Raw genomic sequence first — 20,581 nt, 5'->3', positions numbered from 1 at the left:
CGAGTCCAGGGCCAAGATGCACGGCGTCTCGTACGAGTCACCGTCAGATTGGTTCACGAGATTCGGATTCCGCCGACTGCTGAATCATAAGAATTGCATTCGACGTTGACCGGATCTCCGTTTGTCTCGCCCTTCGAAACTGCGGCTCTACGGGGATTGTCCAATCGGGATACAACCTGAATTCATCCTGCGCTCCGGATGGCGCGGTGAGAACGTCACCTCTCGATGGGCGGGCGACCTGAGCGCATCCCCTCACAGGGTAGGGCTCAAGGTGTGGTGGCGTCGGCCGGTGAGGGCGGGCAGCAGCAGGCGAGGTATCCCTGGAGGTCGGTGATGCGGGCGTCGATGGCGGTGGGGTCGGCGCGGTAGCGCACGAGTTTGCCGTGGCGGGTGGAGGTGAGTAGGCCGCCGCGGCGCAGGATGGCGAGTTGTTCGCTGGCGGTGGACTGGCCGAGGCCGCAGGTGGTGGCGATCTCGCCGACGGTGAGTTCCTTGCCGCCGATGAACAGCATGAGGATCTGCTGGCGGGTTTCGCTGGCGAGGGCTTTGAGGAAGTCCTGGGTGGGGCCGTCGAGCGGTGTGGGTGTGGTCATCGGTTTCCAGTGTCCCCTCGAACATTCATTTCGTCATTTCCCGATGTGACGATACATTGCTGGGTATGACTTCCGTAGACCTTGTCGTCATCGGTGGCGGCCAGTCCGGTCTCGCCACCGCCCACGTCGCCGCTCGAGGCGGGCTTCGCCCGCTGGTGTTGGACGCGTCCGCTGGGCCGGGTGGGTCGTGGCCGGCCTACTACGACAGCCTGACCCTGTTCTCTCCGGCCCGGTTCTCGGCACTGCCGGGCAGGCCGTTCCCGGGTGATCCGGATCGTTACCCGGTGCGTGACGAGGTCGTCGACTACCTCGCCGCATACACCGCGGCCCTCGACGCCGATGTCCGTTTCGGCGCCCGTGTCCAGCAGGTCACGTTCGCGGACGGCGGGTTCGTGGTCTCGACGACGGACGGTGGAGTCGTGCGGGCGCCTTCGGTGGTCGCGGCGACCGGTGGGTTCGGCACGCCGTTCCGGCCGGCGCTGCCGGGCCTGGAGTCGTTCACCGGCCGGGTGCTGCACGCCGCCGAGTACCGCAATGCCGACGGGCTGGCCGGCTCGCGGGTGGTGGTGGTCGGCGGCGGGAACTCGGCGGTGCAGATCGCTGCCGAACTCGCCCGCGTGGCGACGGTGAGCATCACGACGCGCGGGCCGTTGCGGTTCCAGCGGCAGCGGATCCTCGGTCGTGACTTCCACTGGTGGCTGGCCCGCACCGGACTCGACGCCTCGCGGTGGGGGCCGAGGCTGGTGTCGGGGACGGTTCCGGTGATCGACGACGGCCGGTACCGGGCCGCCATCAGCGATGGCCGGCCGGATCATCGCCCGCTCCCGCAGAGGTTCGACGGCGGCCGGGTGGTGTGGAGCGACGGTACGACCGAGCAGGTGGACGTGGTGGTTCTGGCCACCGGCTACCGGCCGGATCTGCCGTACCTGGCTGGAACCGGCGCCGTCGACGAGGCGGGCGTCCCGCTGCATGATGGCGAGATGTCGACAGTGCTGCCCGGGTTGGGTTTCGTGGGGCTGGAGCGACAGCGCAGTTTCGCCTCGGCCACGCTGCGCGGCGTCGGCCGGGACGCCGAGTTCGTGCTGGATCGGGTGCTGCGCCGTGTGGGCCGTCATGCCGCGGCGGCTCGGTGAGCACGGCGGCGGTCGCGGCCCTGCTGGTCGCGTCGATGCTGGCCGTCGGCACGACAGCAACCATCGACGAATTCCGCGCCCTCGCGCGGCGGCGTGGGCTGGTGATGCTCACGGTCGCGACCAACACGATCGTCCTGCCAGGGTTGGCGGTCGGCCTGGTCGGCGCAACGGGGTTGGCTCCGGAGGTGTCGCTCGGGGTGGTGCTGGCCGCTGCGGCTCCGGGCGGCGGCACCGGCGCGCTGCTGACGCTGCACGCGCGCGGCGACCTGGCGGTCAGCACCGGCCTGCAAGTCCTGCTGGGGCCACTGGGACTGCTGGCGGTGCCGGTGTGGGCGGCGGCCGCGGGTCAGAATGTGGTTCCGGCGGGTGACGCGGGTCTGCTGGTGGTGGCTGGTGGGCTGCTCGGTCAGGTGGTGCCGCTGGCGGTGGGTATGTGGCTGCGCCGGTCACGGCCACGGATCGCGGAGTGGGTCCATCCGGTGGCACGGCGCGCGGCCGACGTACTGCTGGCCGGTCTGGTCCTGTATTTTCTGATCACCGGTGTGGGCCGGCTGCCGCAGGTCGGCGGGGCGGGTGTCGTGGTGATCGCGGTGCTGGTCGCTGTCAGTGTGACGCCGGTGCTGCTGCCGTGGCTGGGGTCGGTGCCGCAGCGACGGGCGGTCGCGATGACGACCGGGGTACGCAACTTGACGCTCGGTCTGTTCTTCGCGGCCGTAGCCTCCCCGACCGTCGCGCTCACCGTCCTGACGTACGGCCTGCTCATGTATGGAATGTGTGTCCCGGTGGCGTTGGCCCTGGCCCGGTCGAAGCCCGTCGCGGTGCGGTAGCCGTCGAGTCAGCGACCGGCGGCACGGGCCGCGGCGTGCCCGCGCGGGCCAGGATGCCGCCGACGGCGATCAGGCCGGCGGTTCCGATGGCGGACAGCACGGCCAGATAGTCGCCCGTCAGTGTGAGCAGCCCGGCGGCGGCCAGTGGCGCGCCGGCCTTGGCGAGGGTGACGAACGCGGCGAGGGTGCCGGCGATGCTGGCGTACGCGCCGGTGCCGTACCGGTCGGCCAGCAGTTGCGGGGTGGCGAGGCTGGCGATGCCGAAGCCCAGCCCGAAGGCGGTCACCCCGAGAATCGCCCCGAGCCGGGTGCCGGCGATCGCGGGCAGCGTGAACGCGGCGGCGGCTTGCAGGGCGAAGACGACGGCGACGATCCGGTGCAGCCGGATACGGCGTCCGGCGGCGGTGAGCAGGAGCCGGCCGGTGACCGACAGGACACCGAGCAGCCCGGCGACGCTCGCGGCGAAGGTCGGTGGGTGGCCTCGACTGGTGAGGTAGCCGACGAGGTGGACGGTCATGGTGGTCATCGCGGCGGCATGGGCGACGAACGCGGCGGCCAGCCACCAGAACCGCCTGTCGCGGACCGCGGCCCGGATAAGGGTCCGGCGGTGTACGGAGCCATGGTGCCGCGATACGTGTAGGGCCGACGGTGCGCGGCGGACGACGAGCACATGCAGCGGGACGGCAATGCTCGCGTAGAGGGCGGCGAGCATCAGCAGTGTGGCACGCCAGCCGTGCCGGTCGTTGAGCCAGCCGGTGAGCGGCATGAAGATAGTGCTCGCGAACCCGGCCACGACGATCATCCCGAGGATCGCTCTCGGCCTGCGGGTCGCGTCGAACCAGGACACCAGCACCGGCGTGGCGGCCTCGTAGAGTGCCATCGCCTTCGCGACGCCGAGCCCGGCGAAGATCAGGTATAGCTGCCACACGGTTCGGGCCTGTGCCCAGGCGACGAGCATGCCGGCGCCGAGGATCGCGCCGGCGGTCATGAGGGCGCGGCCGCCGTGGTGGTCGAGCCACCTGCCGACGGGAACCGCGGCCGCGGCCTGGGCGAGGATCGCCGTGGTGAACACTCCGGTCACTACGGCCGGGGAGGTGTGCAGGTCAGCGGAGATCGGGTGGAGCAGGACGGCGAAGGCGTAGTAGAGGCTGCCGTATCCGATGGTCTGCGTGACGGCGAAGGTGACGACGATCCACCAGCCGTGGAACACCCGCCGGCCGCGGCCGGCGGCCGGCGGGTTCGTGGTTGTCATGCCGTTCAGCAGCAGGAGCCGGATCGTCCCTCGGCGGGCTTGTCGTCCAGGGTGATGAGGTTCAGTGGGGCGGTGAGCAGTCCCCCGGCGATGCCGGTGGCGAGCCCGCGGCCGGCCGGTTCGGCCGCCGGGGTGGACGTGCCGCAGCATCCGCCGCCGGCGGAGGTGGTGTCGTCTTCGTAGATCGGGTCGCTGTTGCAGACGCCGGTCTCCGGCAGGTCCAGTTGCACGTCCCGGGCCGCTTCCCAGTCGCCTGCGAGGGCGGCGACCACCGAGCGGGCCTGCTCGTAGCCGGTGGCCAGCAGGAACGTCGGCGCCCTCCCGTAGCTCTTGACGCCGATGGCGAAGTAGCCGGGCTCGGGGTGGGTGAGTTCGTCGATGCCGTGCGGCGGGACGGTGCCGCAGGAGTGCTCGTTGGGGTCGATCAGCGGGGCGAGTGCCCGGGTGGAGCCGAGGATCGGGTCGAGGTCGAGGCGCAGCTCGCCGGTGATCGTGTGGTCCGGGCGGAATCCGGTCGCGGACACGATCCGGTCCGCGGTGACAGTGCGCTGCCCGTCGGAGATGTGCACCTCGTCGCCGGCGATGTTGATGCTCTGCACGGAGAAGCCGGTGTGCAGGGTGATCGTGCCGTTGTCGACGTGTGCGCGCAGGCGGGAGCCGATCGCGCCGCGGGCGGGCAGGGCGTCGGCGGACTCGCCGCCGTAGGTGCGTGCCGGGCTGGTCGCGCGGATCGCCCAGCCGACCGTGGTGCCGGGGGCTTGGGCGGCGAGGTCGGCCAGGGCGAGCAGGGTGTTGGCGGCGGAGTGCCCGGCGCCGACGACCAGGGTGCGCTTTCCGGCGAATCGGTCACGGTCGCGGCCCAGGACGTCCGGGAGAGCGCTGTCGACGTACGCCGAAGCACGGTTCTCGCCGTGCGCGGGGATGCCGGAGGCGCCGAGGACGTTGGGTACGGTCCACGTGCCGGAGGCGTCGATGACCGCTTGGGCCAGGATGTCGTCGCCGTCGTCGAGGCGTACCAGGTAGGGGGCCCGCTCGCGGCCGAGGGTACGGACCCGGTCGAGGCCGAGCCGGGTCACCGCGACGACGCGTGCCCGGTAGCGGACGTGCGGCTTGACGGCGGGCAGGTCGGCGAAGGGCTGGAGGTAGTCGGCGGCGAGCTGGGCGCCGGTGGGCAGCTTGTCGTCGTCGGGGCGGACCCAGCCGGAGTCGTCGAGCAGGCGCGCGGCGGCCGGGTCGATGTTGTACCGCCACGGCGAGAACAGCCGCACGTGGCCCCAGTCGCGGACGGCGGCGGCCGGACCGTCCCCGGCTTCCAGGACGAGGAACGGCAGGCCGCGCTCGGCGAGATTCGCGGCGGCGGCGAGGCCGACGGGCCCGGCGCCGATGACCACGACGGGCAGTTCCGGGAAGTGGCTGTTCATGAGAGAGCTCCTGAGTCGGTCAGCAGTCGGTGGCGTGTTCGGGCGGGTCAGCGGGGCAGGCCGAACGCCGGCCAGTGGGCACGGGCGCGTGCGTAGTGCTGTGCGGCGCGCTGGTCGGCGGTGGTGACCTCGGCGCAGCTGTCGCAGAAGCGGACGCCTTCGGCGACGCGGGTACGGCGGGTGAAACGGAACATGATGAACCCCTCACAACTCGTCTCGACACCTGTCGAATTCGATGTTTCTCGAAACAGAGATTTGCACACGGCTTAGACAGCTGTCAACCTAGACGTATGTCGAAACCAGCCGTGTCGCTCACGCTCATCGATGTCACCGCGGACGAGCCGTGCTGCCCGCCCCTGGCACAGAGCCGCATCCCGGCGGAGACCGCCGCGGCCCTGGCACCGGCCTTCAAGGCGCTCGGCGACCCGGTCCGCCTCCAGCTGATGTCGATGATCGCGTCCGCACCGGGTGGCGAGGTGTGCGTGTGCGACCTGACCCCGGCGTTCGAGCTGTCCGGGCCGACCATCTCGCACCACCTGAAGACGCTGCGCGAGGCCGGCCTGGTCGACGCGGAACGCCGCGGCAGCTGGGTGTACTACCGCTCCCGGCCCGGCATCATGCGGCAGCTCGCCACCCTGCTCACCATCGACTCTGCCGCCTGCTGAAAACCAGGCCGATCGGCATCAAGAGCGGACGGCCACGCGAGGCACTCACATGATCACACCGACGTTGAGCGGCCAGATTTCGGCACCGAACAGATCCCACCGATCGGGGCGGAAACCGTCCACGACCATGCGCCAGATCAGCGAACCGGCGACGAAGACACCGCCGTCGGCAGCCAAGATCCGGGCGGCGTTCGGACCCCCCGGGGGTTCAGTAGCGATCTTGCCGCTTGCCAGCGAGGAAATAGTCGATCGCGGCGTACGGGCCGGGCCGCCGAGCGCCTTGAACCTCTGCGCCAGCGTGACGGCGCCCGTCTCGGTCAGCGACTCGGCGCCATCGCGCACAGCGGTCCGGCTCGCTCAGCAAATCTGATTTCGGCACTTATCTAGTTTGACAATCATCTAAACAGCGGTGCAGGCTGAAGGTGGATTCGACAGCCATCGAAATCAGGAGGGGTGTTCGCCATGACCGAACCCATCACCATCTCCACCAGTACCAACCCCTGCTGCGGGACCACCGCGGCAGCCGAGCAGGCCGAAGCCTGCTGCGACCCGGCCGCCAAGACCGAAGCCGTCACCACCGGCGCGACCTGCTGCGGACCCGCCGCAAGCACCGAACCGGCCGCCGGCGGCTGCTGCGGCACCGCCACCGGCACCAGCGGTGACGGCGCGTCGATCCGTGAACAGGTCCGCGCCCGCTACGCCAGCGCCGCCACCCGCGCCGCCGAAGGCGACCGGTGCGGCAACGAGGAACTCTACGACGGCGACGAACGCGGCGAACTGCCCGAAGCCGCCCTGCGCGCCAGCCTCGGCTGCGGCAACCCGCTACGGGTCGCCGACCTCAACCCCGGCGAGACCGTCCTCGACCTCGGCTCCGGCGGCGGCATCGACGTCCTGCTCTCCGCCCGCCGGGTCGGCCCGACCGGCACCGCACACGGCCTGGACATGACCGACGAGATGCTGGAACTCGCCCGCCGCAACGCCGCCGAGGCCGGCGCCACCAACGTCGAGTTCCACAAGGGCCACATCGAGGACATCCCGCTGCCCGACGCCTCGATCGACGTGATCATCTCCAACTGTGTCATCAACCTGTCCGCCGACAAGCCGGCCGTCTTCGCCGAAATGCACCGCGTCCTGCGGCCCGGCGGCCGGATCGGCATCTCCGACGTCGTCGCCGAGGACCACCTCACCCCGCAGCAGCGCGGCGTCATCGGCGACTGGTCCGCATGCATCGCCGGAGCGCTCTCCCGTAGCGAGTACATCGCCGGCCTCACCGCCGCCGGGTTCACCGACGTCAGCGTCGAGTTCACCGGCGCGTACGCGGAAAGCATGCACGCCGCGATCGTTCGCGCCTGCCGGCCGTGACCCACTGCACGCGCCGGGTGCTGCCTGTACCCGAGCCCTTGGGCTCGGGTACAGGTCTGTGCGCGGCAGCGCGAGGAGACGGCGGTGACTCGATCACTCGTCGTCGGCGCCCTGATGACCACCACCGAGGTGGAGAACTTTCCCGGGTAACCGGGACGGGATCATGGGCCCGGCGCTGATGGACAACATGCGCGCCCAGGCGGAGCGGTTCGGCGCCGAGTTCCTGACCGACGACGTCACCCGGGTCGAGCTGACCGACAAGCCGACCGAGGCCGGCACCGGACACCCCGACATGATCGACCACGGCGGCTCGCGTACCGATTTTGTCCGCCGTAGATCGGCTTCCTCCGATCAGGCCGGCGCGGGCATTCTCGGCGTATGCAGCGGCAGATCGAAATCTTCAACGAGGCGGCCGACGACTACGACAGCGTCGGCGTCGACTTCTTCAGCCCGTTCGGCGCGGCCCTGGCCGAGGCGGCGGCCATCGCGCCCGGCGAACGGGTGCTCGACGTCGGCTGCGGGCGCGGCACCGTGCTCTTTCCGGCCGCCGCTGCCACCGGGCCGCCGGGTCGGGTTCACCGGCATCGACCTTGCGCCGCGCATGGTGGAGCCGACCCGCGCGGCCGCCGCCGAGCCCTGTTCCACTTCCAAGGTAGCGGAACGGGTTGAAGGCGCGAGCCGTGGCTGCGCACTCGGGCCTAGCCGTAGCTTTGGCGTTCCCGGGCCCCGACCGCAACCGAGACACAATGGGCCTGCTACAACTAGGCTCCTGCCGAGTGGGGCCGCGGAAGGAGATCGACTGTGGACGGTGCCGAGACCGACGGGTCGGAGAATCCAGGGCCTGCCACGAACCGCCGCATCGCGCGCACCGTGTTCCTCACCCTCCTAACGGTGATGGTGGCGCCGTTCTTCGTCGTCTTGAAGCCCTGGCAAAGGATAGGAACACCGGCCACGGTCGCCGTCGCCCTCCTCGCCGTCGCCGCCGTCGGCTGGTTCTGCCTGGCTCTGCTGCGGCACGCGAACGCCAGGCCGGACTGGTACCAGGCCCGGATCTGGACGACCCTGCCCCACCCGCCGCTCGAACGGACGGTCACCACCGTCGTGTGCACCGACCTGGTGGCTCCCGGACACTTCCGAGACTTCGTCGAACGGCTCCGACACACGCTCGGGGACCGCACCGACGTGGTGTTCGATGTTGAGCCAATGAGCAGGCAGAACACGGTTCACGTGCACACCCCGCTACCCGACGGGCTGGCCGTCCGCTCCGCGGCAGTGGACGCGCTGAGATCGATCGGGGTCACCCGCATCGAGCAACGCCCCGAACCCTTCTCCGCGGAGCAGCCAGGCCCGACATGAGCCTCCGGCAGCGCGGCTGCCGCGGGCGGCGAGCCGTCACAAGCTTCCACCTGACCTTCGTTCTAATTGATCTTCACGGCCCAACCCTGGAAAACGCCGTTCCCCCCGCTGACCTGGGCGGACTCGCCCATCACTCGGACCGCGGATACCGATGGGGTGATCTGCTCCGAGCGCACTCACGAGGCACCTCGTGACGGCTGCCCTCGAAAAGGCCGGAGCGCCGAAAGGATCGACGGCACGGCTCGACAAACAGGAACCGGTGACGTTCGGGGTCACCGAAGGCTTGGCCGTCCACCTCAACGGCACCGATCTGCCAGACGAGGTATACGCGACCAGCGACATCAACGACCTGATCACCGCGCTCCTCGACGCCCTCGGCGCGCACGGCCGCATGCAGTCCTACTGGCAAGGCCCTCGAGAGACCGCCCTGTACCTCTACGGGCCATCCGCCGCCCGCATGGCCGACCTCATCGCCGACGTACTGTCCCAAATCCCGCTCGCGCAACGCTGCCGGGTCGTCCCACTCCCACTGAGCCTGACCACCAACATCTGACAGGCTCGGCAGTGAGCGACTTACGGCATGAGTGTGCTGGCCGACGCCGTCTACGGCGTCGGCCAAGTGCCTCGACGGGATTTGAACCCGCGCCTCCGCGTCCCCAAAGGGCGCGCGGGATCCTAGGCCTCTAGACGACGAGACACGGGGAATGTACAGCATTGACACGGCCCTCAGCTTGCCGCTTTCCGGGGGCGGGGCAAGCGCCCGTCCGCGTTCCCGCCTCGTCGGCTGAGCTGCGCGGATCGCGGCACGCGTGGACGCTCGCGCGGTCGGGCTCATTCCACCGGCTACCGGCAAAGCCCGACATCTTCTCCTTGATGGCACATGGGGCGGGCCGCCGTTCGGACGCTGGACATGAACGGGAGCGCCGCGTATCCAGATGTGATCGTCCGTTTCCAACGTCAAGACTCGGCCCGATGAACCGGATATGCGCCCAGCTTCAGGAATGCGCTGGGTGTCGACCCGCCACGGCGCACCCGCCATGCCGCCCGCACACCGTCTCAACCGATCAACGCGGGCCAGCAACCAACGGGCGCCGGCGGCGTGCTGGACAGAGCTGACATCCACCTGCACCGTCCAACCGACTCAGGCACCTCGATAACCGCGCGCCTCTCGGGAGTCGCGCATGCCGGGTCGGCGCGCGGACAGCAACACATCAGTACGCCGCATGGGCGCGGCAACGCTGATCGAGGCACCTACCAAGGCGGTAATCCCCGCCTCATGCTGTTGGACCACTCCTCGCCTGGGCCGGGGCTGGGCAGTTTAGGCGGACAAGTCCGGCATGGCCATCAGCGGTCACATGTGTCCCGCGTCATGAACGGAGGTGATCGTCGGAGCCGGTGTCGGTGACCCGAAACCCGGGATTAATCGTACTGATGGGCTACTGAACGAACGGCACGCGGCGAAGTGCCTCAAAGATTTTCGGACAGCGTGTCGAAGCTGGGTCCTGCCGTTCGAGTTACAGGTCGGAGGCCGGCAAGCGGCCCGTCCTTGAGAGGAGACCAGCATGCTGTCGAGCGCGCATACACCCGTCACCGCCCCGGATGGCGGGACCGTTCCTGGAAGACGACGGAACTTGCTGTTCGCGGGTTTGGTCGCGGGACCGCTGTACGTCGTGGTCTCCTTGATCGAGGCCGGGGGCAGAGACGGCTTCGATCCCGCCCGACACGCGTGGAGCATGTTGGCCAACGGGCCTTTCGGTTGGGTTCATAGTGTGAACCTGGTGGTGTCCGGCGCACTCGTCGTCGCGGGCGCGGCCGGCCTGTCGCAGGTGCTCCGGGATCGGATGGCGGCTGGGCTGCTGGCGCTGTACGGCGCGGGCATGGTAGGTGCCGGACTCTTCCGTGCGGATCCGGGCCGCGGCTTTCCGGCCGGTACTCCGGAGGTGACACCGATGAGCTGGCACGGAATCCTGCACTTCGTCGTTGGCGGGATCGGCTTCCTTGCCTTGTTTGGGGTGTGCCATCTCCTCGGCCGCCGCCTGCGCCGGGAGAATCATCCGCAGATGGCGATTTTCTCCCACGTCACCGGCACCCTGTTCCTGGTTCTGTTCATCGCGATGGCCGCCACGGGTGGGGCGTCCTGGGCGTTGTTCGCCTTCACCGGCGCCGTGATCGTGGCCTCCGCCTGGCTGTCGACGATCTTCGCCCACTACCGCCATTCGTTCTGACAGGAGAGATGACATGCGATACCTCACGTTGCTCCGCGGGACGCACTCCACCACACCTCCGCCGCCTGGGCTGATGGAGGCAATCATGGCTCTGGGGCAGGAGGGCACCCAGGCCGGCGCCCTGCTGGACACCGCGGGCCTGGCCCCGAGCGCGAGCGGCGCCCGGCTCAGTCTGGCCGGGGGCGAGCTCACGACGCTCGACGGGCCGTTCACCGAGTCGAAGGAGATCATCAGCTACGCAATCTACGACGTGCAGTCGAAGGAGGAAGCGGTCGAGTGGGCCGCACGCTTCCTCAAGGCGCACCGCGACCTGTGGCCGCAATGGGAAGGCGAGGTCGACGTCCTGAAGTTCTTCGGCCCGGAGGACTTCCCCGCCCCAGCGTGACGACCGCGGAAGACCACAACCCATGTACACCGATCCCGCGGCAGCGCGCCGCGTGCTCGAAGCGGTGTGGCGGATCGAGTCGGCGAGGCTCGTCGCGAGCCTCGCCCGGCTCGTCGGCGACGTCGGTCTCGCCGAGGAACTCGCCCAGGACACCCTCGTGATCGCGCTCGAGCAGTGGCCCCGTGACGGTATCCCCGCCGATCCGGGTCCATGGCTGAGGGCCACCGCGAAGCACCGGGCCATCGATGCGGTGCGGCGCCGCCAGCGGTACGCCGAGAAGCTCGCCGTCCTGGGCACTGACGCCGTTCTGCAGCAGCGTGACAGCGAGGACGAGCTCCTTGACCGCCTCGACGACCACATCGGCGACGACCTGCTCCGCCTCATCTTCACCGCGGCACACCCGGTTTTGTCCAGCGAGGCACGCGTTGCTCTCACCCTGCGCCTGTTGGGAGGGCTGAGTACGACGGAGATCGCGCGAGCCTTCCTTATCCCGGAGGCCACCGCCGCTCAGCGCATCGTGCGTGCCAAACGCACGCTCGCGGCGGCGGGCGTCCGATTCACCATGCCGACGCCGGCCGAGACCATGGACCGGGTGAACACGGTCCTCAGCGTCGTCTATCTCATCTTCAACGAGGGCTACGCCGCGACCAGCGGAGCCGATTGGACACAACCAGCGCTTTGCCGGGAGGCGATGCGTCTCGGGCGCGTGCTGGCCGGACTACTTCCGGACGAACCTGAGGTCCACGGGCTCGTCGCCCTGATGGAGCTGCAGGCGTCGCGGCTACCCGCCCGCACGGACCAAGAAGGCCGCCCGGTCCTGCTCGAGGATCAGGACCGGCGCCGCTGGGACCGACTGCTGATCCGACGCGGGCTAGCTGCCCTGGAACGGGCCGAGTCACTCGGCGGTGGCCCGTACACCGTGCAAGCCGCCATCGCCGCCTGCCACGCCCGGTCGCACACCGCCGCCGACACCGATTGGAAACGGATCGCAGCCCTGTACGAGGTCCTCGCCTACCTGCAGCCCTCACCGGTGGTGCGGCTCAACCAAGCGGTCGCGGTCAGCAAGGCCGGCGACCCGATGCGCGGCCTGATGATCGTGGAAGCGCTGGGCGCCGAACGGGCACTTCGTGGGTATCCGCACCTGCCGGCCGTCCGCGGGGAGCTACTGGCACAGGTCGGGCGGATCGCGGAGGCCCAGGTGGAGTTCCAGCGAGCCGCGGAACTGACCCGCAACGAGGGCGAGCGAACGCTGTTCCGGGCTCGCAGAGAATCGCTCGCGTCGGACCAGGGTCACGGCACCTTGAAGTCCCCTTGGCCGTGGAGCAAGAACCAATGATCAAGTGCACTCTTCTCGGCTACTTATCTACTGGTGGCACGACCGCTGCCCGGCCAGGCAGTGAAGCGCCCACCCATCAGCGATCTCCGCGCCGGCAGACTCGTCGTCAGTGACCCTCATGGGATCGCTGTTGAGATCCTTGTCGACTCCGAGCATGCGCGCTGCCTGGTGGACAGGAGCGCAGCCACTGGAACCCACGAAGCGAGGAACCCGTCCGGGAGAAGTTCTCCCGGACGGGTTCCTCGTGTAGGAGCACCGCGGTGACCTCTTCGACGGTGAACTGATAGCTGCTGCGGTCAGTGGCTTCCATCTCTTTCAGCTTCAGCCGTTCCTGGGCGAGTTGCCGCTCGGCCTGCGTCTCGGCGATTCGCCCCGGCCCGCCGCGATCACCATCTCTGTGGCACATAGTGCTTCGGGCGGCGGGCGCAGCATGTCGCCACGCCCGCCGACCCCAGGCCGTCACCCGTTCTGACGCAGCAGACCCCAGATGAGGACGGTCAGGCCCATTGCGGTGGCGGCCCAGCATGCGGCCACGATCACCGTCCGGTTCGTGGCGAACCGGCGGTCCCATGCGGTGGCGTTACCCGAGCGGACCGCGGAGTGCACCATGAACGTGCGGCCCAGCCCGAAACTGGCACCCAGCACCGGCGCCGCCCACCAGGGTGCGGCGAACAACGCCACGGCGACCAGCACGTACGGCAGATGGGTCGGCACGAACGTACGCAGGCCGGTGCCCATCTCGAAACCGAACTGGAGTGCTCCGGTCCCGTCCTGCCGGACGATGATGTCGCTGGGTACCTGTCGGCCGTTCTGCGGCAGGCGGAACGGTACGACCTTCGTGTCGCATCCGATCGCCAGCAACACCACGGTGCACAGCGCGACGACTCGTGCTGTGGGTGGAAGGAGTTGCAGCACGGCGGCCGGCAGGAGAAGCAGTGTCCCGGTCGCTGTGCCTCCGAGGGCCAGTCCTCGGTTGAAATAGGAGACGTTGTGGGTCCCTCGCCAGACCGACGAGGTCAGCAGCGCTGCTGAGTTGTGGCTTCAAACGGAGCCGGAGGTCGAGTAGCCCGCGGCTGTGCCGACGGCACAGGCCGCCACCACCAGTCCGGCGACTCCGGCGGTGAGCAGTCCGGCGCCGGCCAGCAGCGCGCAGGTGAGGGAGACGCCTGCCGCCACCGCGACCGGGGACGCGGTCAGCCGGGCCAGGGCGGGTCGCAGCAGGTCTGGTGACGTGCTCAACTGACCTTCTTCTTGCAGATGGTGGTGTAGGGGCCGTTCAGCTTTCCGGTCGCGTTGGTGCGCGTGTAGTAGTGGCCGTCCCAGCAGTTCGTGGTTCCGGCGCTGGTCCGCCAGAACCAGCCGGCGTATCCGGCGCAGGCGGGGTCCCAGCTGTACAGGGTCGAGTAGCTGCCGCTGTTCACCGTGTCGGTGCGGTGGCGGCCGTCGGACCCGCAGTAGCCGGAGCCGATGTAGTCACGGCCCCAGCAGGGGATGTCGCCTCCGGGCGTGTCGTAGCTGATGCAGTGGGTGGGACTCAGTGTGGTGCGGTCGCCCTTGGCGGCGAAGGCGGGTACTCGCTCGGCGACCCAGCCGAGCATGCTCAGGGCGAGCGCGCCTCCACCGGCGACGGCTCCGCGCAGGAAGGTCCGGCGACCGACTCCGCGAACCGTGATCTTGAGGTCCGGCACCGGTGTCGTCGCGGGCCGGGTGGCCATCGGCCGGGCACTGCTGCCCTCACCGCCGGCTTCCAGGTCGATCCGGATCTCCGGGATTCGATCCAGCAACGTCGACATGATGTGTCTCCTTAGGAACTCAGCGAGCGGAGGGAACGGACGGGGCCAGCAACTCGTGAACCGCTTCGCGCAGGCCGGCGGCGGACCCGAGCGGGTCGGCGGAGAACAGTGCGCCGGTGGAGTCGAATCTGACGAGCGCCGGCTGGTACGAGAGCAGCAGGGGCGCCGACAGGTCGCTGGCCAGCAGCAGGTTTTCCGCGCCCCGCTCGGTCCAGACGGGCGAGTTGTCGATGCTGATCAGGACCGGGCGGTGACCTCCGGCGACCAGCTCGCTGGCCAGTTGCGGCCAGATCTCGAAGGCCTCGTCACAGGTGCCGCAGGTGGAGCTCAAGGTCAGCGCCACGGTGTAGGCGCCGGGCCCGGTCGCGGCGAGCTCCGGGAACACGGTCGTGGGGGCGGCCGGGACGGCCCGGCTCTGAAGATCCTTGATCTGGGCGACCAGGCCCGCGTAGCCGAGCACGAGCAGCGCGATCGCCACCCACGACATGATCAGCATTGCGAGGATGACGGCGTTCAACTCAGCGGCTCCATCGGATGTCGAGGGTGGCCAGCAGTTGCTCCTGCCCGTCGGCGGTGACGTCGGGGTTGCGCCCGAGGTCGTCGTTGATCATCGCGACGGCCTCCGTCCCGGCGTGCAGGTACTTGCCGAGACTGGCCTTGCCGTCGGCGGCGTCCACGGTCTTCTTCCAGACCGTGCCCTGGGCGACGGCGAGTCCCTCCTGCTTCGGGATCAGGGCGGCGGCATCGTCGCGGGGATAGATCGTCACCATTCCTGAATCGGTGAACTTCACGCCGTAAAGGCTCCACATGACGATGTCGCTGCCGGGCTGCGGCTTGATTTCCAGGCCGGCCGGGCTGTCCTTGAGCGTGATCTGGTCGAGCAGTTCGACAATGGCGCGCAGGGCCGGTGCGGACCCCGCGCCGCCGAAGATCATGCTGTGGTACGGGCCGTTCCAGACGACCTGCCATCCAAGGCGATCCGGGGACACGGCGACCAGCAGTGGCCGTCCCCGGTACTGCACGGTCTGCGTGACGGTGTAGTCGTTGTGCGCAATGCCGTATTCGGCGTATTCGTGCGTGCCGACCGAAACACCGATGGCGAGCGTCTTGCTGGTCATCCGGGCGTGCCAGAACCAATCGTCCTGCATCGTTTCGGTGACGCAGGACAGCGTCACCGCATCGCCGTTGGGCGCGATTGCGCGATGGGTCTGCTTTGTCCTTGCCATGCAACATCCCCCAATGAAGAAGCTCATGCGGACCGAGCCGACCGTTGATCGACATCGGTCAGCGAGGAAGGCGATCATGCGGCACCCGGATCACGGGCGTCTGCCCCCTGCACGGACAGGTCCATCGATGCGTCTACCGGAAGGGCGGTGGCTTCAAAACCTCATAGCCCCACAAATCGCTCGCTAAAGAAGCGCTTAACGGCACAAAACAATCCACCGAGCACCCCGAAGCGAACTGTTAACTATCCTTGTGACTTGGCTCACATTTTGATCGGCGTCGGTGTCCTCCGACCCGAAGATGCCGTGGGGACAGGCCCGCCACCTGCATAGAAAGGCCTGCCGAAGATAGGCTGACGGCTTGCTCAACCTTTGCCGGGCCAAGGGCGTTGAGTACACATGGAGCAAACATGAAAGATGACTTCGCGGCATTCGTGGAGCACAGCGGCCCCCGGCTTCTCCGGTTCGGAGTGTTGCTCTGCGGCAGCGTCGGCGATGCCGAAGACCTTCTGCACGACAGCCTCGTGAGCTCCTTTCCGCGATGGCGGAAGCTACGCGATCAACAGCCCGAGGCCTACGTTCGCCGAGCGATGCTCAATCGACTGCTCAGCCGCCAGAGGTCACCGTGGGTCCGACGTCGCCAGACAGAGGTTCCCGACGCCGCGTCCACCCGTGACGAAATGAGCCATGCAGATAACCGGAACATGCTCCTCGACGCATTACGGGAACTGCCACCACGCATGCGGGCGGTGATTGTCCTGCGCTATTGGCTCGGATACAGCGAGCAGGAGACGGCGACGACCCTGGACTGCTCGGTCGGATCCGTGAAAAGCCAATCATCGCGAGGGCTGCAACGCCTCCGAGAACTGGTGAAGGATTGTGTCGCATCGGGAGCGGAAGGCCAGAACAAATGACGGACACCGGCATGCACGACCTGCTCGACCAGGCGGCCAGCACCGGTCAGCTTCCGCCCGGCTTCACCCAGCGCGTCGTCAAGGACGCCCAGACCTATCGCCGCCGGCGTGCCGTCGGCGCCGCCGGAGCCGCCGCGGTGGTCGCAGCCGCCGGGTTCATCGGCTTTCAACAGGTGAACGCCGGATCGGACGGGCTTCCAGCAGACCCCGGTCTCAGCGCTGCCGCCGCGCTGGCCGCCGAACTCAGCGGCGCCTCCAGCGAGGAGATCGACAGCAGCCAGATCCTCGCCGTCGGGCAGGCCGGCGAGGAACGCCTCGTCGCCGTGCGCCGAACCCCCAACGAGCAGGAGGCCGCAGCCGGCGGCAAGGCCGCCGAGATCTTCGTCGCCAGCGGATCCGTGCCCTTCGTCCGGGCACTGGACTATCTGTCCTACGACTACGGATGCACTCAAGGCGACGACGTATGCGTCGCGGTCCGGCCTACCGGCCTCGGCTTCTACGTCGTACGGCAGCAGGCGGACGGCGGCAAGTTCGTTCTCGTCCAGGCGCCCGCCGATCGGCAGATCAGCGTGACGAGCGGCAGCGACACCGACAAGGTGGGCCAGGCCGACAAGGGGGCCGTCGTGGAGGTGCCCTCAACGGTCACCGCCGAGCAGATCGAGGTCTGGGCGACGTTGCCGGACGGGCGCCGCTATCGGATCCCGAACGCGCCGGGTTCGACGATCGGGACCGCGCCCAAGTAGGAGATCACATGCGGGCGCCGGGACCGGGGGGCGACGACGATGTCCTCGTCCTCCCGATCGCCGGTGCCCTTGAAGCCCACAGCCGCATAGAGGGCGGCCCCCACCACGTTGCGGTGAATAGCACCGGAATCCCTTGAACAGGTTAGGGTCCGGTTTGCAGATTCCGACCACGTCCCGGACAGCATCCGTGGTTGACGGCGGCGCGCAGTCGCGGGATGACCGCCAGTATCCCGTTGGAGCGAGGATGGGAAGCACCACCGACAGCCGTGCCGCGCACCCCGGACTTGCCGGCATGCCGGTCTATCTGGACTACAACGCCACCACCCCCATCGACCCGCGCGTCACCGAGGCGATGCTGCCCCATCTGACCTCCGTGTTCGGCAACCCGTCCAGCGGCCACGCCTACGGCGCCGCACCGCGGGCCGCCCTTGCCCGGGCGCGTGCGCAGGTCGCGAACCTCATCGGCGCCGATCCGCAGCAGATCGTGTTCACCGCGTCCGGCTCGGAAGCCGACCTGTTGGCCCTACGCGGTCCGGTACTGGCCTGCGGTCGTCGGCAGCCACACGTGATCACCCAGATCACCGAGCACCCGGCCGTACTGGAAACCTGCCGGGCCCTGCACCGGCTGCACGGCGCCCGGGTCACGGTGCTCCCGGTCGACGACAACGGCATCCTCGACCCGGAGGCGCTCGCCGAAGCCATCACCGACGACACCGTTCTGATCTCGGTGATGGCCGCCAACAACGAGACCGGCGCCCTGCAGCCGCTCGGTGAACTCGCCGCCATCGCCCACGCACGCGGGGCACTGATGCACTGCGATGCCGCACAGGCCACCGGAAAGATCGCCCTCGACGTCGACGAATTGGGGGTGGACCTGCTTACCGTCGTCGGACACAAGATGTATGCCCCCAAGGGCATCGGCGCGCTGTACGTACGCGACGGCGTACGGCTGGAGCCGGTGGCCTACGGCGGCGGCCAGGAACACGGCCTCCGAGCCGGCACCGAGAACGTCGCGCTGGCCGTCGCACTCGGCGCCGCGGCCCAGCTCGCGGCCGACGATCTGCGCGACGGCCTGCCGCAACAGCTGGCGGCGTTGCGCGACGATCTGCACAACAGACTGACCAGCGCGCTGCCTGACCGGATCCACCTCAACGGGCCCGTCACCCGGCGGCTGGGTAACACCCTCAACATCAGCATCACCGGTGTCGCCGGTCATGACGTGCTCAGCGCCGCACCGCAGATCGCCGCATCCACCGGTTCCGCCTGCCATAGTGGCGCCCACACCCCGTCCCCGGTGCTGACCGCCATGGGCGTGCCCACCGCACTGGCGCTCGGGGCGCTGCGTCTGTCGCTCGGGCGCTGGAGCACCCCCGAAGACATCGACATCGCCGCCGTTGCGCTCTCGGACGCGGTAGACCGCCTCCGCCAGGCGAACGGCACCGGTCGCAGACAACTCCGCAGTCCAGGAGAAGGTCCGGTGCGTGACCGGTCGTGAGGCCGAACAGATCCGCCAGGACTTCCAGCGGTTTCAGTTCCCAATCGACCACCGAGAACGAGCCGGAGAATCGACCGTTTTGATTCCGGTGGCACAATTTTAAAAGCATTTGTCAGCTCCTCGACAAACGGGTCTCAAGATTGCGATCAAGTTCGTTTAATCCATTGAGATTCGCCATTGCCGCAGCCGACCTTCAGTCCCCACACATTGCACCTGATCCCGCTTCGACCTCGCGCCGGCAGGCGGCCGCCATCTGCCACAGGAGGGGCCGCGGGGCCGCGAGGTGCGCAACCGCCCTGCCCATAATAGCCCAAAATGGGGCTAATAGGACGATGTCGAACACAGATATGGCGACTGTGGGCACCCGTGTTTCACCCTGTTCACTCGTGTGCGAACGGCACGGCATCCCCGTCAATCCTGGCCTCGCCACTGTGTGCCGTTTCACTCAGCACCGGCTCCACATTGATGACCCGCCCTCCTCCAGACAGTCACCTCCGTCTACCGCCGGGTAGCGAGCCATTGATCAAGTGTGGCAGGCTGCGGAGCCACGGGGGGTCCGCTTGTCGATTCCACATTGGCTCGGCATGCCCCCGTGCCATCAAACACCGGGGGGTTTATTAATGGCGTTAACAACTTTGGACACCCGAGCGCCGAGCGGCGCCTGGGTCCGTGTGCAGTGGGCCGACGGGTCCGGTCTGGCGGATCGGATCGCCGGGGTGCGGTTCGTCGGCGGCAACTACGGGCGCGGCTTCCAGATCGGCACGCGGGGCAACCACGAGTTCGCCACCACGTACTTCGTGGCCGCTTCGGTGAAGAAGCGGCTGGTGGTCGGCAGCCGGGAGGTGGTCATCTCGGAGGCCGACGACGGAGGCTCCACCATCGTTTCGCTGCTGGGCAAGCACCACGAGCTGATGACGGTCTTCTCCGGGCCGGCGCCCACCGACGTCAATCTGACCGGCCTGTTCTCCGTGCTCGACATCGACGACCAGCCGGAGGGCATGCGCGTCGTCCCGAAGAAGTCGACGCTGCTGAGCGTCGCGAGCGAGCATGTGCTCGCCACGATCGAGAACCGGGGTTCGGTCAACGTCCCGTCCCCCGACCGGGGTCGTGACCTGCTGCCGAAGGCACGCGGCGCCAAGACCGCGTCCGGAGAGGTCTGGCGGTCCCGTCTGCCGGGCGTCGAGGCGACGGCTACCGGCGTGGAGAACTTCGCCTTCACCATGGGCTTCTCCAAGGCCGTGGCCGAGGTTCACCTGGATGCGCTGGAGGACGTGCCGGACTCGGAACTGCTCGGCTGGCTCGACGGCATCAACGTCGAGTGGTCCGGACGGTAGCTCGGTGAGTCCGTTGTGGGCCCTGTTGCTTCTGACCTGGGCCGCGATGATCATTCTGTTCCTCGGCCTCGGCGCGGTGCTGCGTGAGGTCCGGATACTGCGGGCTCAGATCGATGCCGCGGCGGCTACGGGTGAGCGGGTCGACATCGAGCTGCCCTCCAGCGTGGCCGGTGACCGGGGCGGTCTGGTCCTGGCCGTCGACAGTGGCTGCCCGTTGTGCATCGCCGTGGTTCAGCAAGTCGGGTCGGTGATGTCCGGGCCGGACAGTGCGGCGGCGGTCCTGCTGACCTTCGAGCCCGAGGAGCAGTGGAACGGACTCACCGGTGGTCTCCCGGTCGTACGGGACGACCGCGCATGGTCGGCGATCGCTCATCTGAGCACGCCGATCCTGTTGCAGGTGGACGGGCAGGGCCGGGTACGGCGCCTGCACCTGCCGGCCAACGAACGTGACGTCACTCCGGTCCTCCAGTCGTGGGGCCTGTTGAGTCAATCCGAGAAGAATGGGCGGGCCAATGCCGCTTGAC

The 20,581-nt window shown here is 68.6% G+C and carries 25 protein-coding genes, 1 tRNA gene and 1 pseudogene; 16 read left to right on the top strand and 11 right to left on the bottom strand.

Translation table 11 applies throughout. The features are described 5' to 3' along the window. Positions 1-266: 266 nt before the first annotated feature. The gene (locus tag KZ829_RS36370; RefSeq protein ID WP_220148372.1) at positions 267-593 is read right to left on the bottom strand and encodes an ArsR/SmtB family transcription factor; all 327 of its coding nucleotides are present in this window, start codon (positions 591-593) and stop codon (positions 267-269) included. Between the two features lie 65 nt (positions 594-658). Here KZ829_RS36370 and KZ829_RS36365 point away from each other — a divergent pair, with 65 nt between their 5' ends. Continuing rightward, positions 659-1,726 carry a flavin-containing monooxygenase gene (locus KZ829_RS36365; protein ID WP_220148371.1) on the top strand — a complete coding sequence of 356 codons (1,068 nt, stop codon included), beginning with the start codon at positions 659-661 and terminating at the stop codon, positions 1,724-1,726. After that, positions 1,723-2,553 (top strand): bile acid:sodium symporter family protein, encoded by an 831-nt coding sequence (locus KZ829_RS36360; protein ID WP_220148370.1) that lies wholly within the window; start codon positions 1,723-1,725, stop codon positions 2,551-2,553. Before KZ829_RS36365 ends, KZ829_RS36360 begins: the two co-directional genes overlap by 4 nt. Here KZ829_RS36360 and KZ829_RS36355 read toward each other — a convergent pair. Genes KZ829_RS36355 through KZ829_RS36345 form a run of 3 tightly spaced genes read right to left on the bottom strand, consistent with a single transcriptional unit; the run spans position 2,486 to position 5,420 of the window. Continuing rightward, positions 2,486-3,805, bottom strand: coding sequence for an MFS transporter (locus KZ829_RS36355; protein ID WP_220148369.1), 1,320 nt, complete (start codon positions 3,803-3,805; stop codon positions 2,486-2,488). The genes KZ829_RS36360 and KZ829_RS36355 overlap by 68 nt on opposite strands. Before the next feature lie 5 nt (positions 3,806-3,810). Then, positions 3,811-5,226 (bottom strand): FAD-dependent oxidoreductase, encoded by a 1,416-nt coding sequence (locus KZ829_RS36350; protein ID WP_220148368.1) that lies wholly within the window; start codon positions 5,224-5,226, stop codon positions 3,811-3,813. Positions 5,227-5,273: 47 nt separating this feature from the next. Then, on the bottom strand, positions 5,274-5,420 hold the full coding sequence (locus KZ829_RS36345; protein ID WP_220148367.1) for a hypothetical protein: 147 nt from the start codon (positions 5,418-5,420) through the stop codon (positions 5,274-5,276). A 96-nt stretch (positions 5,421-5,516) separates the two neighbouring features. Between KZ829_RS36345 and KZ829_RS36340 the strand changes: the two genes are divergently transcribed. Beyond that, positions 5,517-5,891, top strand: a complete 375-nt coding sequence (locus KZ829_RS36340) for an ArsR/SmtB family transcription factor (RefSeq protein WP_220148366.1) — start codon at positions 5,517-5,519, stop codon at positions 5,889-5,891. A gap of 45 nt (positions 5,892-5,936) precedes the next feature. On the opposite strand, the gene KZ829_RS36335 is transcribed toward KZ829_RS36340, so the two are convergent. Continuing rightward, positions 5,937-6,233 carry a YnfA family protein gene (locus KZ829_RS36335; RefSeq protein WP_220148365.1) on the bottom strand — a complete coding sequence of 99 codons (297 nt, stop codon included), beginning with the start codon at positions 6,231-6,233 and terminating at the stop codon, positions 5,937-5,939. A gap of 120 nt (positions 6,234-6,353) precedes the next feature. Here KZ829_RS36335 and arsM point away from each other — a divergent pair, with 120 nt between their 5' ends. From arsM to KZ829_RS36310, 5 genes and pseudogenes are all read left to right on the top strand, one after another. Continuing rightward, positions 6,354-7,253 carry an arsenite methyltransferase gene (gene arsM / locus KZ829_RS36330; protein ID WP_246636870.1) on the top strand — a complete coding sequence of 300 codons (900 nt, stop codon included), beginning with the start codon at positions 6,354-6,356 and terminating at the stop codon, positions 7,251-7,253. A 105-nt stretch (positions 7,254-7,358) separates the two neighbouring features. Beyond that, a pseudogene (locus KZ829_RS36325) lies at positions 7,359-7,512 on the top strand (thioredoxin-disulfide reductase); the annotation flags it as partial. A 119-nt stretch (positions 7,513-7,631) separates the two neighbouring features. Beyond that, a complete protein-coding gene (locus KZ829_RS36320; protein ID WP_220148424.1) occupies positions 7,632-7,922 on the top strand; it encodes a class I SAM-dependent methyltransferase in 291 nt (96 codons plus the stop codon). 132 nt (positions 7,923-8,054) lie between these two features. Beyond that, positions 8,055-8,609, top strand: coding sequence for a hypothetical protein (locus KZ829_RS36315; RefSeq protein WP_220148364.1), 555 nt, complete (start codon positions 8,055-8,057; stop codon positions 8,607-8,609). A 190-nt stretch (positions 8,610-8,799) separates the two neighbouring features. Then, on the top strand, positions 8,800-9,162 hold the full coding sequence (locus KZ829_RS36310) for a hypothetical protein (protein WP_220148363.1): 363 nt from the start codon (positions 8,800-8,802) through the stop codon (positions 9,160-9,162). 66 nt (positions 9,163-9,228) lie between these two features. Here KZ829_RS36310 and KZ829_RS36305 read toward each other — a convergent pair. After that, a tRNA-OTHER gene (locus tag KZ829_RS36305) sits at positions 9,229-9,307 on the bottom strand. Positions 9,308-10,171: 864 nt separating this feature from the next. Between KZ829_RS36305 and KZ829_RS36300 the strand changes: the two genes are divergently transcribed. From KZ829_RS36300 to KZ829_RS36290, 3 genes are read left to right on the top strand one after another with little or no spacing between them, the layout of a single operon-like run. Beyond that, positions 10,172-10,834, top strand: coding sequence for a DUF998 domain-containing protein (locus tag KZ829_RS36300; RefSeq protein WP_220148362.1), 663 nt, complete (start codon positions 10,172-10,174; stop codon positions 10,832-10,834). Between the two features lie 13 nt (positions 10,835-10,847). Continuing rightward, the gene (locus KZ829_RS36295) at positions 10,848-11,219 is read left to right on the top strand and encodes a YciI family protein (protein WP_220148361.1); all 372 of its coding nucleotides are present in this window, start codon (positions 10,848-10,850) and stop codon (positions 11,217-11,219) included. A gap of 22 nt (positions 11,220-11,241) precedes the next feature. After that, positions 11,242-12,555, top strand: coding sequence for an RNA polymerase sigma factor (locus tag KZ829_RS36290; protein WP_220148360.1), 1,314 nt, complete (start codon positions 11,242-11,244; stop codon positions 12,553-12,555). A gap of 459 nt (positions 12,556-13,014) precedes the next feature. Here the strand turns inward: KZ829_RS36290 and KZ829_RS36285 are convergent, their stop codons facing one another. The 5 genes from KZ829_RS36285 to KZ829_RS36265 all read right to left on the bottom strand — a co-directional run bounded on the left by KZ829_RS36285 (position 13,015) and on the right by KZ829_RS36265 (position 15,574). Next, positions 13,015-13,470: a hypothetical protein gene (locus KZ829_RS36285; RefSeq protein WP_220148359.1), complete on the bottom strand. Its 456-nt coding sequence runs from the start codon at positions 13,468-13,470 to the stop codon at positions 13,015-13,017. Positions 13,471-13,596: 126 nt separating this feature from the next. Further along, entirely contained in the window at positions 13,597-13,794 is a 198-nt protein-coding gene (locus KZ829_RS36280) for a hypothetical protein (RefSeq protein WP_220148358.1), read from the bottom strand. Then, positions 13,791-14,348 carry a hypothetical protein gene (locus KZ829_RS36275; protein ID WP_220148357.1) on the bottom strand — a complete coding sequence of 186 codons (558 nt, stop codon included), beginning with the start codon at positions 14,346-14,348 and terminating at the stop codon, positions 13,791-13,793. Before KZ829_RS36275 ends, KZ829_RS36280 begins: the two co-directional genes overlap by 4 nt. Before the next feature lie 19 nt (positions 14,349-14,367). Continuing rightward, positions 14,368-14,865 carry a hypothetical protein gene (locus KZ829_RS36270; RefSeq protein WP_220148356.1) on the bottom strand — a complete coding sequence of 166 codons (498 nt, stop codon included), beginning with the start codon at positions 14,863-14,865 and terminating at the stop codon, positions 14,368-14,370. 1 nt (position 14,866) lies between these two features. Continuing rightward, positions 14,867-15,574 carry a hypothetical protein gene (locus KZ829_RS36265; RefSeq protein WP_208465757.1) on the bottom strand — a complete coding sequence of 236 codons (708 nt, stop codon included), beginning with the start codon at positions 15,572-15,574 and terminating at the stop codon, positions 14,867-14,869. Positions 15,575-15,981: 407 nt separating this feature from the next. On the opposite strand from KZ829_RS36265, the gene KZ829_RS36260 reads away from it, so the two are divergent. The 5 genes from KZ829_RS36260 (at position 15,982) to KZ829_RS36240 (ending at position 20,580) form a co-directional block, all read left to right on the top strand. Further along, entirely contained in the window at positions 15,982-16,485 is a 504-nt protein-coding gene (locus KZ829_RS36260; protein WP_220148355.1) for a SigE family RNA polymerase sigma factor, read from the top strand. Then, positions 16,482-17,228, top strand: a complete 747-nt coding sequence (locus KZ829_RS36255) for a hypothetical protein (RefSeq protein ID WP_220148354.1) — start codon at positions 16,482-16,484, stop codon at positions 17,226-17,228. Before KZ829_RS36260 ends, KZ829_RS36255 begins: the two co-directional genes overlap by 4 nt. Before the next feature lie 244 nt (positions 17,229-17,472). Beyond that, positions 17,473-18,723 carry a cysteine desulfurase family protein gene (locus tag KZ829_RS36250; RefSeq protein WP_246636869.1) on the top strand — a complete coding sequence of 417 codons (1,251 nt, stop codon included), beginning with the start codon at positions 17,473-17,475 and terminating at the stop codon, positions 18,721-18,723. Positions 18,724-19,358: 635 nt separating this feature from the next. Beyond that, complete coding sequence (locus tag KZ829_RS36245) at positions 19,359-20,057, top strand: hypothetical protein (RefSeq protein WP_220148353.1); 699 nt, start codon at positions 19,359-19,361, stop codon at positions 20,055-20,057. Between the two features lie 4 nt (positions 20,058-20,061). Next, a complete protein-coding gene (locus KZ829_RS36240) occupies positions 20,062-20,580 on the top strand; it encodes a hypothetical protein (RefSeq protein ID WP_220148352.1) in 519 nt (172 codons plus the stop codon). The last annotated feature ends 1 nt before the right edge of the window (position 20,581 follow it).

Source organism: Actinoplanes hulinensis, assembly GCF_019429605.1.
Taxonomy (GTDB): domain Bacteria; phylum Actinomycetota; class Actinomycetes; order Mycobacteriales; family Micromonosporaceae; genus Actinoplanes; species Actinoplanes campanulatus.
This window is presented reverse-complemented; position numbering and strand designations above follow the sequence as displayed.